The organism is Actinomycetospora sp., assembly GCF_055612215.1.
Genome location: NZ_JBVPVA010001020.1, coordinates 1 through 15,098, shown reverse-complemented (window position 1 = coordinate 15,098; position 15,098 = coordinate 1). Strand labels below are relative to the sequence as shown.

Below are 15,098 nucleotides of genomic sequence, written 5' to 3'. Positions count from 1 at the left end.
ATGCGCACCAGCAGGTCGAACATGCGGCGCTTGCGGGCGGGGGACATCGGGTCGATCAGCGCCTGGTTGCCGTCGCGCAGGTCGACCGCACCCCACAGCGGGGCCTTGGTGATGACGGTGTCGGGCCAGGTCCGGTCGGGGACCGAGACCTTCTCGACGACGTCGGCGAACGGCTTGTAGCGGTGGACCGGCATGTGGCTGGCCCGCTGGGTGTTCCAGAAGGGCTGCCCGGCGGGGATGTCCCCGTCGGGATGGACGACGGTGTTGCGGATGTCGCCGATGGGCCCGTCGGGCATCGACGTGGACATGCTCATGGCTCGTGATCTCCGTGCGGCGGTGCAGGGATCCCGGGCGGATGGCCCGGGGGCGACCGGCGAGCGCGCATCACCCGCGGCGGGGAGCCGGTCTCGGTCAGGCCCCGCCGCGGCTGGGAAGGAGCAGCACGCGGACCATCGTCGACACGGTAGACCCTGGGCCCCCGACCAGGGCAAGGGACGCCCCGCCGCGGCCGTCCCGGCGCAGGACCGCCCGGACGTGATGACCGCAGGTCACGGGCCGACTACCACCGAGTAGGCGGACGTGCCATGATCTGCGTCATGTCGCAGGACGCCGAGACCGGTCAGCAGCGCAAGGCGAGCACGGGGCAGGACCTCCGGGCCCTCGCGAGCAAGTCGTTGACCCTCGCCGCGTCGGTGATCCGCATCCTCACCGTCATCTTCGCGGCGATCCTGGTGATCCACGTGGTCCTGACGGTGGCCTCCGCCAACCCGACCAACGGCATCACGACGTTCTTCGCCGACGCCGCGAACAACCTCACGCTGGGCATCGGTGACCTGTTCCTGCCGGCCAGCGAGTCGCTCAAGGTGATCCTCAACTACGGCCTCGCCGCCGTGGTCTGGCTGGTCATCGGCGTCATCATCGCGCGCATCCTCAACGCGCTCGCCCCCTGACACCGGGCGAACCCCGCGACGCCCGGATCACCGGGAGCGCTCGGCTAGGGTGGAGGGCCGGTTCGGGTCGCCGGGCCGAGGTCCCGCGGTACCCGAGAGCCGGAGGTCGGTGCAGGTGGCGCTCGTCGTCCAGAAGTACGGCGGGTCGTCCGTCCAGTCCGCGGAGCGCATCAAGCGCGTCGCGGAGCGCATCATGCGCACGCGCAAGGACGGGAACGACGTCGTCGTGGTCGCCTCCGCGATGGGCGACACCACCGACGAGCTGACCGACCTCGCCATCCAGGTGCACCCCAGTCCGCCGCCGCGCGAGCTGGACATGCTGCTGACCTCGGGCGAGCGCATCTCCAACGCGCTGCTGGCCATGGCGATCAACGCCCTGGGCGGGCGGGCGCGGTCGTTCACCGGCTCGCAGGCCGGGATGATCACCACCGGCAAGCACGGCGACGCGCGGATCCTCGACGTGACGCCGGGGCGCATCCACGCCGCGCTCGCCGAGGACGGGATCGCGCTGGTCGCCGGCTTCCAGGGCGTCAGCGCGGACTCGAAGGAGATCACGACGCTCGGCCGCGGGGGCTCGGACACCACGGCGGTCGCGATGGCGGCGGCCATGAAGGCGGACGTCTGCGAGATCTACACCGACGTCGACGGCGTCTACTCCGCCGACCCGCGCATCGTGCCCGACGCCAAGCTGCTCGAGACCATCACCTACGAGGAGATGCTCGAGATGGCGGCGTGCGGGGCGAAGGTGCTGCACCTGCGCGCGGTGGAGTACGCGCGCCGCGAGGGCGTCCCGCTGCGGGTCCGCTCGTCGTACACCGACCAACCCGGCACCACGATCGTCGGGTCCATCGAGGAGCTCAGCGTGGAACAGGCCGTCCTCACCGGCGTCGCGCACGACCGGTCCGAGGCCAAGGTGACCGTCGTCGGCGTCCCCGACCAGCCCGGCTTCGCGGCGCGGATCTTCCGCACCGTGGCCGACGTCGACGTCAACCTCGACATGGTCCTGCAGAACGTCTCGCACCTGAAGACGGGCAAGACCGACGTGACCTTCACCCTTCCGGTCAAGGACGGGCCCCGCGCGGTCGAGGCGCTCGCCGCGGTGCAGGGCGAGGTGGGCCACGAGGAGGTCATCTACGACGAGCACGTCGGCAAGGTGACCCTGGTCGGCGCGGGGATGCGCAGCCACCCCGGGGTCACCGCGACGTTCTGCGAGTCCCTGGCCCGGGCCGGCGTGAACATCGAGATGATGAACACCTCCGAGATCCGCATCTCGGCCCTCATCCGTGACACCCAGCTCGACGACGCCGTGCGCGCCCTGCACGAGGCCTTCGACCTCGGCGGCGAGACCGAGGCGATCGTGTACGCCGGCACCGGCCGCTAAGGAGTCCCCATGACCACCCTCGCCATCGTCGGCGCCACCGGGGCCGTCGGCTCCGTCATGATCGACATCATCAACGCCCGCGGGACGGTGCCGTGGTCGGAGATCCGGCTGATCGCCTCCCCGCGCTCGGCCGGCCGCCGGCTCACGGTCCGGGGCGAGTCCGTCGAGGTCGTCGCCCTGTCCGAGGAGGCCTTCGACGGCGTCGACATCGCCATGTTCGACGTCCCCGACGACGTGAGCGCCACCTGGGCGCCCGTCGCGGTGGCGCGCGGGGCGATCGCCGTCGACAACTCCGGCGCCTTCCGCATGGACCCCGACGTGCCGCTCGTGGTGCCCGAGGTCAACGCCGCGTCCGCGCACACCCGGCCCAAGGGCATCGTCTCCAACCCGAACTGCACGACGCTGTCGATGATGGCCGCCGTCGGGGCGCTGCACCGGGCGTTCACGCTCACCGGGCTCGTCGTCGCCTCGTACCAGGCGGCCTCCGGTGCCGGCCAGGAGGGCATCGACCGGCTGCAGGCGGAGATGTCGGCCGTCGCCGGCAAGGGCGTCGGACACCGCGCGGGCGACGTGCGCGAGGCGCTGTCCGCGGCGGGCCTGACCGACGCGTCCCCGTTCCCCGCGCCGCTGGCGCTCAACGTGGTGCCGTGGGCCGGGTCGTGGCGCGACGGCGGCTGGTCCTCGGAGGAGCTCAAGGTCCGCAACGAGTCCCGCAAGATCCTCGGCATCGACGACCTCAAGGTGTCCGCGACCTGCGTGCGGGTCCCGGTCGTGACGACCCACTCGCTCGCCGTCCACGCGACGTTCGCGTCACCGGTCGACGTCGACCACGCCCGCGAGGTGTTCGCGGCGCAGCCCTCGATCGTGGTCGTCGACGACCCGCGCGAGGGTCGGTTCCCGACCCCGGCCGACGTCGTCGGGGAGGACCCGACCTACGTCGGGCGCATCCGGCAGGCGCTGGACTTCCCGGACACGCTCGACTTCTTCGTGTGCGGGGACAACCTGCGCAAGGGAGCGGCCCTCAACACCTACGAGATCGCCGAGGAGCTCGTCCGCTCCTGACCGTCGCGGCACCTCGTGGTGATCGGTGGCCCGCGCCCGGCATGCGGGATGACCCGGAGCGGGTAACCATCGGGGTCCACCACCGATCCACCGTCCACCACCAGGAGAGGTGCCAGTGACTTCTGCGAACGACCGCACCCCCGTCGCCACCGACGACGCCGGCATCCCGGCACCGAGCCACGAGTACTCGGCCACGGTCGGGGCCAACGGCCCCCTGGTCCTCCAGGACCACTACCTGATCGAGCAGATGGCGAACTTCAACCGGGAGCGCATCCCGGAGCGCCAGCCGCACGCCAAGGGCAGCGGCGCCTTCGGTCGCTTCGAGGTGACCCAGGACGTCAGCCGCTTCACCAAGGCCGCCGTGTTCCAGCCCGGCGAGGTGACCGAGGGCGTCATCCGGTTCTCGACCGTCGCCGGTGAGCGGGGCAGCCCCGACACCTGGCGTGACCCGCGCGGCTTCTCGCTGAAGCTCTACACGCGCGAGGGCAACTGGGACATGGTCGGCAACAACACGCCGGTCTTCTTCATCCGCGACCCCATGAAGTTCCAGAACTTCATCCGGTCGCAGAAGCGCCTGGCCCGCAACGGCCTGCGCGACCACGACATGCAGTGGGACTTCTGGACCCTGTCGCCGGAGTCGAAGCACCAGGTCACGTGGCTCATGGGCGACCGGGGCATCCCGAAGGACTGGCGCCACATGAACGGCTACTCGAGCCACACCTACATGTGGATCAACGCCCAGGGCGAGGAGTCCTGGGTGAAGTACCACTTCATCTCGGACCAGGGCGTCGAGTGCCTGACCGAGGAGGAGGCCACGAAGATCGCCGGTGAGGACGCGGACTACCACCAGCGCGACCTCTACGAGGCCATCGAGCGCGGCGAGTACCCGTCCTGGACCCTGAAGGTGCAGATCATGCCCTTCGAGGACGCCAAGACCTACCGCTTCAACCCGTTCGACCTCACCAAGGTCTGGCCGCACAGCGACTACCCGCTGCAGGAGGTCGGGCGCCTGACCCTCGACCGCAACCCGGTCGACTACCACACCCAGATCGAGCAGGTCGCGTTCGAGCCGAACAACCAGCCCCCGGGGCTCGGCCTCTCGCCCGACAAGATGCTGCTGGCCCGCGGGTTCTCCTACGCCGACGCGCACCGCGCCCGGCTCGGGGTCAACTACAAGCAGATCCCGGTGAACTCGCCCCAGGGCACCGAGGCGCACCCCTACACCGTCGCGGGCGCGATGCGCACGGTGAACGCGGTGGACCCGGTGTACGCCCCGAACTCCAAGGGCGGCCCGCAGACGACCGAGACGATCCAGCCGCCGACCTGGTACGCCGACGGCGAGATCCAGCGGCTCGCCTACGTGGCGCACCCGGAGGACTCCGACGAGGTGCAGGCCCGCACCATGATGCTCGAGGTCTGGGACGACGACGCGCGGGACCGCTTCGTCGAGAACGTCTCGGGCCACCTGTCGAAGGGTGTCGGCGACGACGTCCTCGAGCGGGCGTTCGAGTACTGGCGCTCGATCGACCAGGGCATGGGCGAGCGCGTGGAGGCGCGTGTCCGTGAGCTCACGGGCAAGGAGCAGAAGGTCCTCTCCCAGAGCTGACACCCATCCCGACGCGGCCCGTCTCCACCCCGGGGGCGGGCCGCGTCGTGTGTGTGGCCCGGCCGCTCGGGTATCCGTAGACTGGAATCATTCCAAACAACGGCCCGTGAAGGAGTAGCCCATGGCCACCACACCGATCACCGGTCCGCTGTCGGACGAGGCCCAGCAGAGCGTGGGCGCGGTCCTCCAGGACAGCGTCGTCGACTTCGTCGACCTGTCCCTGACCGCCAAGCAGTGGCACTGGAACGTCCTCGGGAGCAACTTCCGCGAGGCGCACCTGCACCTCGACGAGCTCGTCGACCTCGCCCGGACGTTCACCGACCAGGTCGCGGAGCGCGCGGCCACCCTCGGCGTCTCCCCGGACGGACGCGCCGAGACCGTCGCCAAGGACAGCGGCCTGCCCACCACCGAGGAGGGGTGGCGCAAGGTCGAGGACGTGAACCACGCGGTCGTCGAGACCCTCGCCCGGCTCATCGGGCGCATGCGCGAGCGGATCGCCGCCACCGAGGTACCCGACCCGGTCACGCAGGACCTGCTCATCGCCCAGACGGCGAAGCTCGAGGAGGCCCACTGGATGTGGCAGGCCAAGACGGCCTGACCGCGAGCCCGACTCGTGCTGACCGAAGGGCCCCCTCGCTCGATCTACTCGAGCGAGGGGGCCCTCCGGTCGTTCAGGGGTGCCGCCGGGGGTTCCGGCGAGGGGCGCCCGCGGCCGGCTCTACCGAGCGATGGTGCCCCTCATTCAGTACTTGGTGCCGGCGTCCGGGGCGAAGTAGTGGCCCTTGTCGAGGTCCTCGATCAGCCCGGGCCCGGTCGGCGCCCAGCCGGTGAGCTCGCGGGTGATCGTGCTCGTCGCCGGGCTGTCGAGCTCGACGAAGCCCGCGAGGAAGCCGAACTGCTCGGCGGCGTCCTCGGGTCCGACCTGCTGCACCGGGACGTCGAGGTTCCGCCCGATCGCCTCGGCGATCTCGCGGATGCGCAGGCCCTCGTCGTCGACGGCGTGCAGCACCGACCCGGCGGGCGCGACCTCGATCGCGAGCCGGAAGAGCCGCGCGGCGTCGGAGCGGTGCACAGCCGTCCACCGCGCCGATCCCTCGCCGGCGTACCCGGCGACGCCGCGGCGACGGGCCCCGGCGATCAGCGTCGGGATGAACCCGGCGTCACCGTCGCCGTGCACGGTCGGCGAGAGCCGGACGACCGAGGAGCGGATGCGCGGGACCAGGCCCAGCACGACGTCGGCCGAGACCTGCCGGCCCGCCGCCATGCTGGCGGCCGCGGGGGTGTCGCGCTCGGTGGCGGGAACGCCGTCGCGTGCCAGCCCCAGGAGACCCCCGGCGATGGTGAGCGCGCCCCCCTCGGGGAGGCCCTCGCCGAGCGCCCGGACGGCCGCGACGTCGGACCCGACGGCGTCGGCGAACCCGCCCGAGAACGCGATGTCGTGCTTGAAGGCCAGGTGGACGACGGCGTCGGACGCGGCGGCGGTCTCGCGCAGCAGGTCGAGGTCGTCGAGCCCGCCGCGCACCACCGAGGCGCCCGCGCCCTCGAGCGCGGCCGCCGAGGCGTCCGAGCGCGCCAGTCCGGCGACGGTGTGGCCGGCGCCGAGGAGCTCCGGGACGACCGCGGAGCCGATCCAGCCGGACGCGCCGGTGACGAACACGTGCATGATGTCTCCCAGGGTCTATGTCAGTGACTGACATGAGCGTAGCACTCGATGTCAGCCGCTGACATCACTAGGATGGAGCCATGGGTCGCTGGGTGCCGGGTGCGCGAGGACGCCTGCAGCGGGCGGCCTTCGAGCTGTTCGCCGAGCGCGGCTTCGAGCAGACCACCGTGGCCGAGATCGCCACCCGGGCCGAGCTCACCGAGCGCACCTTCTTCCGGCACTTCGCGGACAAGCGCGAGGTCCTCTTCGCGGGCCAGGACGCGCTCGCCGAGCACATCGCCGCGGCGCTCGCCGACGCGCCCGACGACCTCTCCGCGCTGGACGCCGCGGTGCTCGCGGTCGAGGCCAGCGCCGAGATCCTCGGCGGCCACCCCGCCGGCCCCCGCGCCCGGCAGGCGGTCATCGACGCACATCCGGAGCTGCGCGAGCGGGAGCTCATCAAGATGGAGGGGCTCGTCGCCATCATCGCGGAGGGACTCGGCCGCCGCGGGGTGCCCGCCGCCGCGGCCTCCCTCGCCGCGGCGAGCGCCGTCGCGGTCTTCCGGATGGGCTTCGAGCGCTGGATCCGCGCCGAGGACGGCGCGAGCCTCGACGGGTGCATCCGGGCGGCGCTGGTCGAGCTGCGGGCCGTGACGGCCGGTTAGGCCGGTTCGCTCACCCGTCGGCGGCAGCCCGGTGGCTCCGCGCGGCCTCCTCGAGATGGGTGAGGTCGCTGGCGATGCTCACCCAGGTGAACCCCTCGGCGAACCGCTGCGCCGCCACCTCCCCGCTCGGGCAGTGGATCCCCGCCACGACGCCGGCCGACGCGGCGGCCGCCCTGATGCGCTCCAGGGCCGCGGCGAACGCGTCGTCGTGGGCGGGGTCGTCGGGGGCGGCGCCGCCGAGGCCGAGCCGCAGGTCGGAGGGTCCGACGTAGAGCCCGTCCACGCCGGGCGTGGCGGCGATCTCCTCGACGTGCTCCAGGCCCTCGGCGGTCTCGATCATCGGCAGGCAGAGCACGGCGGCGTTCGCCTGCGCCGGCGTCGTCTCCCGCCGCAGCTCGGCGCGCACCGGCCCGAACGAGCGGCGCCCGGCCGGCGGGTAGCGGCACGCGGCGACGGCGGCCCGGGCGTCGTCGGCGGTGTCGACCATCGGGACGATCACCCCGGCGGCGCCCGCGTCGAGGGCCTGGCCGATGAAGAACTGGTGGTTGTGCTGCACCCGGACCAGGCCGGTGGCGCCGCACGCGTCCAGCGCGGTCAGTCCGTCGAGCAGCGCGCGGTACTCGAGCAGGCCGTGCTGGGCGTCGAAGCAGACGTAGTCGTAGCCCGCCCCGGCGATCCGCTCGACCGCCTGCGGGTTGTCCGAGAGCACCCAGTAGCCGACGGTCCGGGCCCCGCTGCGCAGCTTCTCGGCCAGCTCCACCGTCACCCCTCCCCGATCGGCAGCGGCAGGCCCAGCGCGCGGCGGACGAACGCGATCTCGGCGGCGGTGTGCCGCAGCGTCTCGGCCACGACCAGCGAGCCGTGCCCGGCGTCGTAGCGCACCATCGCGTAGTCCTTGCCGCGCTCGGCGAGCCCGTCGAGGTAGTTGTCGATCTGGCGGATCGGGCAGCGCGGGTCGTTCTCGCCGGCCAGCACCAGGACCGGCGCCGCCACGGCGTCGAGGTAGGTGAGCGGGGAGGCCGTGCGGTAGGTGTCGGGGACCTCGGTCGGCGAGCCCCCGAACAGCGACCGGTCGAACGCGCGGAGCGGCTCCATCTCGTCCTCGTAGGCGGCGACGTAGTCGGCCACCGGCACCCCCGCGCAGCCCACGGCCCAGCGCTCGGGCTGCAGGCCCAGCCCCAGCAGCGTCAGGTACCCGCCCCACGACCAGCCCTCGAGCACGCACGCCCGCGGGTCCGCCAGTCCGGACTCCACCGCCCACGCGTGCACGACGGCGACGTCCTCGAGCTCGGTGGTCCCGGGCCGGCCCTCGATGGCATCGCGCCAGACCGACCCGTAGCCCGACGAGCCGCGGTAGTTCACGTGCACCACCGCGAACCCGGCGTCGAGCCACACCGCCCGGACCGCGGAGTAGCGGTCCTCGTCCGCGGCCTGCGGCCCGCCGTGGATCATGAACAGCGTCGGGACGGGTCCGCTCGTGCCCTCGGGCCGCGCGTACAGCGCGTGGACGTCGCCCCCGGGGCCGGGCACCCACGCGTCGTCGAGGCGGACCGACCGGGCGGGACGCTCGCCCGGCGGCGTCAGGAGCACCTCGTCGGTCTCGTCCGGACGTAGCACCCGCACCGACGACGGCTGCTCGGCCGACGACCAGCCGTACTCGACCGACCCGTCGGGCCGCACGTCCGCGCCCCCGACCGAGCCCGGCGCCGTCGGCAGGTCGGCGAGCTCGCCGCTCGTCAGGTCGTAGCGGTGCAGGCTCGTGCGCCCGGCGCGGGTGTGCGCGACGAGCAGCGCGGAGGCGTCGGGGTAGAAGCCGGCGGAGAGGTCGCCGGGCAGGTCGATCGCCAGCTCGGTCTCGACGCCGGTCGTCGGGTCCCAGATCAGCAGCTCGTCGCGGCCGCGGCGCTCGTGGCTGACCAGCAGGCGGGTGTCGCCCTCGACCGGAGCGAACTCGACGGGGTCGAGGCCCTTGCCCTCGCCGTCGTACAGGTCCGCGACCGCGGACCCGTCGGCGACCCGCAGCACCCGGATCGCGGGGTGGCGGGAGTCGCCGTGCTCGGAGTGGGAGATGGCGAGCAGCGTCTCGTCGCGGGAGAGCGCGCCGATGCCGGCGTCCTCGGTGTGGGTGTAGACGGTGCGCAGCTCCGCATCACCCACCGCGACGGCGAGGGTGGACCCGTCGTCGGTGGACCAGCCGATCGCCGTCGTCGTGCGGCCGAGGTCGAGGCCCGCGGGGTAACCGCGCTCGGCGCCGGGGACGGCGGGCTCGGCCTTGGTGTCGTCCGGGGTGAACGACTCCCGGACCCAGGTCCCGAACTCGTCGCCGTCGGTGTCGTCGAACCACCAGATGTCGCGGCCGTCCACGGAGACCGTGGCGCCGCGGGTGCCCTGCGGCCGATCGGTGACCTGGCGGTGGGCGTCGGTCTCCCGGTCCCAGGCGTAGACCTCCCACGTGCCGCTGGCGTTGGAGGAGTAGACGCTGCGGGCGGGGGCGTCCCGGGCCCAGTCCGGGACCGAGATCCGCGCGGCGGTGAACCGGCCGCGCCAGCGGGCCTCCGCGGCAGGGTCGGCGAACAGGGGGTCGGGGACGTCGACCGTGGGATCGGTGCGCGGGCTCACGCCCCGATCATGCCCGCCCGACGATCCCGGTGGGTCACGCCGCCTGGGCTGCGACCGCACCCACGACGCGCTCCCACGACGACGCGGGCGGCAGCTGGTGGCCCATCCCCGGGATCTCGAGCAGCGTCGCCCCCGGGATCGCCGCGGCGAGCGCCCGCCCGTGCTCGGCCGGGAAGAGCGGGTCGACGGCGCCGTGCACGACCACGGTGGGGACGCCGGCGAGCGCGGACAGGTCGTCGGGGCCCGGGTGCGCCTCGCCCACGACCGCGTAGTGATTGGCGCTCGCCGCTAGGTCCCGGCTGCGGGCCACGACGCGACGCGCGATCGTCCGCATCCGCGCCTCGTCGAACGCGTCGGGCCCGGCGAAGGGCCGCTCCCCGTCGACGAGGGCCTCCACGGCGGCGACCGGATCGCCCAGGTCGGGCTCGGGGGTCTTCGAGGCGAACAGCGCCGCCAGCTCGGGGGCGATGCCGGGCAGCTCGCCGACGCGTGGGTCGACGGCGGTGGTCGCGATCAGGGTGAGGCTCGCGACCCGGTCCGGGAGCGTCAGGGCGATGGACTGCGCGATGCCGCCGCCCATCGACAGCCCGACGAGGTGGGCCCGCGGCACCCCGAGCGCGTCGAGGACCGCGAGCGCGTCCGCGGTGAGGTCGGCGCCGGTGTAGCCCGGGGCGCCGGGCGGCCAGTGGGTCGACTCGCCGGTGTCGCGGTGGTCGTAGCGCACGACGCGCAGGCCGGCCGCGACGAAGCGGTCGCAGAGCTCGTCGTCCCACCAGTCCCGCGACCAGCCGGCGCCGGCGATCAGCAGCAGCACCGGGTCGTCGTCGCGGCCCCGGGTCTCGACGGCGAGGGTGGTGCCGTCGGGGCGCTCGACGGTGCTCGCGCGCGGTCCGGTCATGGAGGCTCCTCGGGTGAGTGATGGCGTTCTGCAACCAGTGCCGGAACCGTAGGGTGCACTGGTGGTAATGTGCAACCACAATGGACCGTGAACCGCGCTCGGGCTGCCCGATCAACCAGGCCGTGGAGGCGTTCGGCGACCGCTGGAGCCTGCTGGTGCTGCGTGACGTCGTCTTCGGCGGCCGGCGGCACTTCCGCGAGCTGCTCGCGGGCAACCAGGAGGGGATCGCCTCCAACATCCTCGCCGACCGGCTGCGCCGGCTCGTCGCGTCCGGCCTGCTCACCCGCGACGACGCCGGGCGCGGGCAGCGCGCGACCTACAGCCTGACCGAGCAGGCGATCCAGCTCGTCCCGGTCTTCGCCGCACTCGGCTCGTGGGGCCTGCGGCACCGGGCGACGGACGAGCCGCTGCGGGTGCGCGCGGAGCTGCTGGAGGCCGGCGGCCCGGAGCTGTGGTCGTCGTTCATGGCCGAGCTGCGCGCGGTGCACCTCGGCGCCCCCGCACCGAGCGGCCCGTCGGCGACCGAGCGGCTGGCCGCGGCCTACGCCGACGCCCTGGGGCAGACTGCCGTGTCGTGATCGAGTCCCACTCCCACGGTGCGGTGACCGAGCTGCGGATCGCGCGCCACGACCGGCGCAACGCGCTCAACACCGCGCACTGCCGCGACCTGCACGCCGCGCTCGACGACGCCGTCGCCGGCGGAACGCGGGTGGTGGTGCTCACCGGGGAGGGCAGCGCCTTCTGCTCCGGGGCCGACCTCGACACCGTCGGCGACGCCGGATTCCTCGACGCGCTCTACGCGATGCTGCAGCGGGTCGTCGCCGCCCCGGTCCCGGTGATCGCGGCCGTCCACGGCGCGGCCATCGGCGCGGGGACCCAGCTCGCGATCGCCGCCGACCTGCGCGTCGGCGCCGACCGCGCGGTCTTCGGGCTCCCGACGGCGGCCCTCGGGCTCGCCGTGGATCCGTGGACCGTGCGGCGGCTGGCTCTGCTCGTCGGCGGCGGCCCGGCGCGGCGGATGCTGCTGGCCTGCGAGCAGCTCGACCACCCGGCGGCGGTGGCCCACGGGCTCGTCGACCGGACCGGATCGCCGGAGGACGCGCTCGCCTGGGCCGCGGAGATCGCCGAGCTCGCCCCGCTCACCCTGGCCTACAACAAGCTGGCCGTGACCCGCCTGCTCGAGGACGCACGGGACCCCGAGACCCTCGACGCGGTCGGGGCGGCGTTCGCGGCGTGCTGGGCGAGCGAGGACCTCGTCGAGGGCCGGCGCGCCCGCGAGGAGAAGCGGCCCCCGCGGTTCGTCGGCCGCTAGCCCCGGGCGGTCAGTCCTCCCCGGGCCAGTGCGCGAGGGTGTCCAGGTAGAGCTGCCGGACGCTCTCCACCCGCTCGTCGAGGTCGTTCGGATCCCACTGCGAGACGTCGATCGGCGGGAGCACGGCCACCTGCACCACGCCCGGGTGGATGATCATCGCGTTGCGGCCCATGAGTGACCCGGTGTTGCGGAACACCAGCGGCACCACCGGCACCCCGGCCTGCATGGCGAGGTGGAACGCGCCCTTCTTGAACGGGCCGGGGCTCGGGGTGGGCGAGCGGGTGCCCTCCGGGGCGATGACCACGGAGACCCCGGAGCGCAGCCGCTCGACGGCGGGTTCGAGGGCCTTGCGGGCCTGCGCGTTGTCGGCGCGGTCGATGAACGCCGTCTCGAGCAGGCGCATCAGCGGCCCGAACAGCGGGTTGGTGGCCAGCTCCTTCTTCGCCACCGGCGCGAAGTTGCCGCGCAGCAACCCGCCGAGCACGAGCACGTCGAGCTGGCTCTGGTGGTTGAACAGGAAGACCGCGGGCTGGGCGTCCCAGATGTGGTGGGCCCCGTGCACGTCGAGCTGCACGCCGGAGGCCATGAGCGACAGGTCGCCGCCGAGCCCGATGCCCAGGTTGAGCCCCGCGCGCCGCGAGCCGCCCAGCAGACCGAGCCCGAGCCCCGTCGCGAACCCGCCCATCATCCCGGCGTAGGTCCCGACGGTGCGGGCCACCTCGAGCGGGCCGGCCCACGGGCGGCCCTCGAAGTCGACGATCGGCCAGCCGCGGGCGGCGGCCTCGCGGCGCAGGCCGCCCGACGGGTTCACGGCGGTGGGCCGACCGACGGTGGCGAGGAAGGGCACGTCCTCGTTGCCGTTCGAGTAGCCGAAGCTCGCGTCGAGGTCGACCTGGTGGGCGGCCGCGAAGTCCTTGACCGCGGCTGCCTTGCCCTCGCCGTAGGGCGTGCGCCCCTCGGGGTGGCCGGTGAGCTTGCCGTGCTCGTCGACCTCGAGCGCGGTGTAGAGGGTGTGCTCGATCCCGAGGGCCTTGGCCGCGGGGCCCACCTGGAACCACGTCGCGGACGAGGCGAGCACCACCGTGTGGCCGCGCTCGATGTGGGCGCGCACGAGGCGCCAGGCCTCGGGGTAGACCGACGGCCCGATCTCGTCGCGGAACAGGTCCCGGCCGAGCTTCTCCAGCTCCTCGGGGGTGCGGCCGGCCCAGGTGCGCCCGGTGATGCCGAGGAACTTGCGGAAGTCCTCCTCGGTCTCCAGGCGCTGGGCGCCGGCGGCGAGCGTGCGCAGCGTCGTGCCGGGCCGGACGTCGAGGTTGCGCACGTGGTGGCGCATGAACGCCGTCACCGAATATCCGGCGATCACGGTGCCGTCGAAGTCGAAGAAGGCCCCGACCTGCGGACCCTCGGGGCTCGCGGCCACGTCCTCGAGCAGTCGGGCTGCGGCGCCCCCGGCGATGGGGACGTCAGGGTCGGACACCGGTGCTCTCCTGTCGGTTGCGGGCGTCGGTCTCGTCGATGCGGACGACGCGCCCGACCACGGCGCGGACCTCGTCGGCGAACGCCCGGCGACGCGCGAGCAGGGCGGCCCGCTCGGCCTCGGCGGTCGTGCCGCGCGCGGACGCGCCGGCGTCGTCGGAGGACTCCACGAGCCCTCTATTGCCCGCCAGACGCAGTGCCGATGCGAACAGCTCCCGGGACAACGCCTCCGGGCCGTGCAGGCGCCCCTGCAGCAGCAGTTGCTGGCCCACCGCGGAGCAGTCGTCGAACAGCTCGGCCTCGACCACCGGGCGGTTCACGTCCCAGGCCGCGAGCCGCTCCGCGAAGAGCCACTGGGCGTCCACGAACGAGCGCAGCACGCGGTGCGCGCACAGGAACCGGCTCGCGAGCAGGATCTCCTTGGTGCGGGCCACCGGCCGGCCGACCTCGGTCCAGTCGGGGTCGATCAGGGAGAGCTCCGCGGTCAGCTCGGCGCGGAAGGTCTCCTTGTCGGGGAAGAAGAACTCGTACTTGAGCAGGTCGCGCAGCGCGAGGGCGTGGGTGAAGCCCGCCGCCAGCGCCGCCCGGCCGTCGTCGTCGTCGTCCACCTCGAGCACCGAGAGCTCGACGATCGCGCGGTTGACGAAGTGGTGGATCGCCGAGTTCCGGTAGAAGGCCGCGACGATGTGGTGGCCGGGCTCCACCGAGAACACCGGCTCGGTGCCCTCGGTGTAGGCGCTGACCACCTTCTCCTGTCGCAGCGACAGCAGCGCCTCGGCGACCCCGCCGTTCGTGCGCAGCGACTCGACGCCGGTGTGCGGCAGCTTGCGGGCGTCGACGTAGTCCAGGACCGGCTCGACCACCCGGCGCACCTGGGACAGGGTCAGCGCGCGGTCGCGCACCCCGAGCAGCGCCAGGGCGGCCAGCGCGATCGGCGTCACCGGCGTGACGCGGTTGATGCGCACGAAGACCTCGAAGGCGGTCTTCTGCAGGGCGAGGCGCCGGGCGGGGGAGTCCCCGGGGTCGCGATCGAGGGCGTCGGGATCCCGGTCCAGCGCCGGATCACCCGCGACGGAGAGCGCCTGGCGCAGCGAGAGCGGCTCGCCGAAGCTCACGTGCAGCGAGCCGACCGGCCGACGCTGGGCCCGCGCGTACCCGGCGAGCCAGCGCAGGCCCTCCGGGGTCTTCGCCGAGCCGGTCTGCTCGGCCGCCATCTGGTGCACTTCCTGGAGCTGGTCGTGCATGATCGACACCGGCACCAGGTAGACGTCCGCGGTCCGGCGCGTCTCCACGGCGTGCGCGACGTCGGCCAGCAGCCCGTACTTCGGCGGGCGCAGCTTGCCGGTGCGCGACCGGCCGCCCTCCATGTACCACTCGAGGTTGAACCGCTTGGCCACCAGCCACGAGAAGTACTCGCGCACCACGGCCTTGTAGACCGCGTCCTTGCCGAAGCTGCGGCGGATGAAGATGATCCCGCTGCGCCGCGC

The 15,098-nt window shown here is 73.4% G+C and carries 14 protein-coding genes and 1 pseudogene; 8 read left to right on the top strand and 7 right to left on the bottom strand.

The genetic code is table 11. The features are described from left to right. A pseudogene (locus AC0CYZ_RS27730) lies at positions 1–308 on the bottom strand (2-isopropylmalate synthase); the annotation flags it as partial. Positions 309–596: 288 nt separating this feature from the next. On the opposite strand from AC0CYZ_RS27730, the gene AC0CYZ_RS27725 reads away from it, so the two are divergent. From AC0CYZ_RS27725 to AC0CYZ_RS27705, 5 genes are all read left to right on the top strand, one after another. Continuing rightward, complete coding sequence (locus AC0CYZ_RS27725; protein WP_472221334.1) at positions 597–950, top strand: hypothetical protein; 354 nt, start codon at positions 597–599, stop codon at positions 948–950. 115 nt (positions 951–1,065) lie between these two features. After that, entirely contained in the window at positions 1,066–2,331 is a 1,266-nt protein-coding gene (locus tag AC0CYZ_RS27720; RefSeq protein ID WP_472221333.1) for an aspartate kinase, read from the top strand. A gap of 9 nt (positions 2,332–2,340) precedes the next feature. Beyond that, positions 2,341–3,393, top strand: coding sequence for an aspartate-semialdehyde dehydrogenase (locus tag AC0CYZ_RS27715; protein WP_472221332.1), 1,053 nt, complete (start codon positions 2,341–2,343; stop codon positions 3,391–3,393). A gap of 115 nt (positions 3,394–3,508) precedes the next feature. Next, on the top strand, positions 3,509–4,999 hold the full coding sequence (locus tag AC0CYZ_RS27710; protein ID WP_472221331.1) for a catalase: 1,491 nt from the start codon (positions 3,509–3,511) through the stop codon (positions 4,997–4,999). Positions 5,000–5,120: 121 nt separating this feature from the next. After that, positions 5,121–5,597, top strand: coding sequence for a Dps family protein (locus AC0CYZ_RS27705; protein ID WP_472221330.1), 477 nt, complete (start codon positions 5,121–5,123; stop codon positions 5,595–5,597). A 144-nt stretch (positions 5,598–5,741) separates the two neighbouring features. On the opposite strand, the gene AC0CYZ_RS27700 is transcribed toward AC0CYZ_RS27705, so the two are convergent. Next, on the bottom strand, positions 5,742–6,662 hold the full coding sequence (locus AC0CYZ_RS27700; protein WP_472221329.1) for an SDR family oxidoreductase: 921 nt from the start codon (positions 6,660–6,662) through the stop codon (positions 5,742–5,744). A gap of 80 nt (positions 6,663–6,742) precedes the next feature. On the opposite strand from AC0CYZ_RS27700, the gene AC0CYZ_RS27695 reads away from it, so the two are divergent. Further along, positions 6,743–7,306 (top strand): TetR/AcrR family transcriptional regulator, encoded by a 564-nt coding sequence (locus tag AC0CYZ_RS27695; protein WP_472221328.1) that lies wholly within the window; start codon positions 6,743–6,745, stop codon positions 7,304–7,306. Between the two features lie 10 nt (positions 7,307–7,316). Here the strand turns inward: AC0CYZ_RS27695 and AC0CYZ_RS27690 are convergent, their stop codons facing one another. From AC0CYZ_RS27690 to AC0CYZ_RS27680, 3 genes are read right to left on the bottom strand one after another with little or no spacing between them, the layout of a single operon-like run. Next, entirely contained in the window at positions 7,317–8,072 is a 756-nt protein-coding gene (locus AC0CYZ_RS27690; RefSeq protein ID WP_472221327.1) for an HpcH/HpaI aldolase family protein, read from the bottom strand. Then, positions 8,069–9,925, bottom strand: coding sequence for an alpha/beta hydrolase family protein (locus tag AC0CYZ_RS27685; protein WP_472221326.1), 1,857 nt, complete (start codon positions 9,923–9,925; stop codon positions 8,069–8,071). The genes AC0CYZ_RS27690 and AC0CYZ_RS27685 overlap by 4 nt, the downstream gene beginning before the upstream one ends. A gap of 34 nt (positions 9,926–9,959) precedes the next feature. Beyond that, a complete protein-coding gene (locus AC0CYZ_RS27680; RefSeq protein ID WP_472221325.1) occupies positions 9,960–10,823 on the bottom strand; it encodes an alpha/beta fold hydrolase in 864 nt (287 codons plus the stop codon). A gap of 80 nt (positions 10,824–10,903) precedes the next feature. Here AC0CYZ_RS27680 and AC0CYZ_RS27675 point away from each other — a divergent pair, with 80 nt between their 5' ends. Continuing rightward, positions 10,904–11,401 carry a winged helix-turn-helix transcriptional regulator gene (locus AC0CYZ_RS27675; protein WP_472221324.1) on the top strand — a complete coding sequence of 166 codons (498 nt, stop codon included), beginning with the start codon at positions 10,904–10,906 and terminating at the stop codon, positions 11,399–11,401. Continuing rightward, entirely contained in the window at positions 11,398–12,135 is a 738-nt protein-coding gene (locus AC0CYZ_RS27670) for an enoyl-CoA hydratase (protein ID WP_472221323.1), read from the top strand. Before AC0CYZ_RS27675 ends, AC0CYZ_RS27670 begins: the two co-directional genes overlap by 4 nt. A 10-nt stretch (positions 12,136–12,145) precedes the next feature. On the opposite strand, the gene AC0CYZ_RS27665 is transcribed toward AC0CYZ_RS27670, so the two are convergent. Together AC0CYZ_RS27665 and AC0CYZ_RS27660 are read right to left on the bottom strand one after the other, a co-directional pair. Then, positions 12,146–13,612: an HAD-IB family hydrolase gene (locus AC0CYZ_RS27665; RefSeq protein WP_472221322.1), complete on the bottom strand. Its 1,467-nt coding sequence runs from the start codon at positions 13,610–13,612 to the stop codon at positions 12,146–12,148. Further along, on the bottom strand, positions 13,599–15,098 hold a 1,500-nt coding region (locus tag AC0CYZ_RS27660; protein ID WP_472221321.1), incomplete at its 5' end, for a 1-acyl-sn-glycerol-3-phosphate acyltransferase. The genes AC0CYZ_RS27660 and AC0CYZ_RS27665, both read right to left, overlap by 14 nt.

Excerpts from the sequence above, each read along its gene's own strand:
- AC0CYZ_RS27725 (WP_472221334.1), top strand. The coding sequence starts at position 597 with ATGTCGCAGGACGCCGAGACCGGTCAGCAGCGCAAGGCGAGCACGGGG.
- AC0CYZ_RS27715 (WP_472221332.1), top strand. The coding sequence starts at position 2,341 with ATGACCACCCTCGCCATCGTCGGCGCCACCGGGGCCGTCGGCTCCGTC.
- AC0CYZ_RS27705 (WP_472221330.1), top strand. The coding sequence starts at position 5,121 with ATGGCCACCACACCGATCACCGGTCCGCTGTCGGACGAGGCCCAGCAG.
- AC0CYZ_RS27700 (WP_472221329.1), bottom strand. The coding sequence starts at position 6,662 with ATGCACGTGTTCGTCACCGGCGCGTCCGGCTGGATCGGCTCCGCGGTC.
- AC0CYZ_RS27695 (WP_472221328.1), top strand. The coding sequence starts at position 6,743 with ATGGGTCGCTGGGTGCCGGGTGCGCGAGGACGCCTGCAGCGGGCGGCC.
- AC0CYZ_RS27680 (WP_472221325.1), bottom strand. The coding sequence starts at position 10,823 with ATGACCGGACCGCGCGCGAGCACCGTCGAGCGCCCCGACGGCACCACC.
- AC0CYZ_RS27675 (WP_472221324.1), top strand. The coding sequence starts at position 10,904 with ATGGACCGTGAACCGCGCTCGGGCTGCCCGATCAACCAGGCCGTGGAG.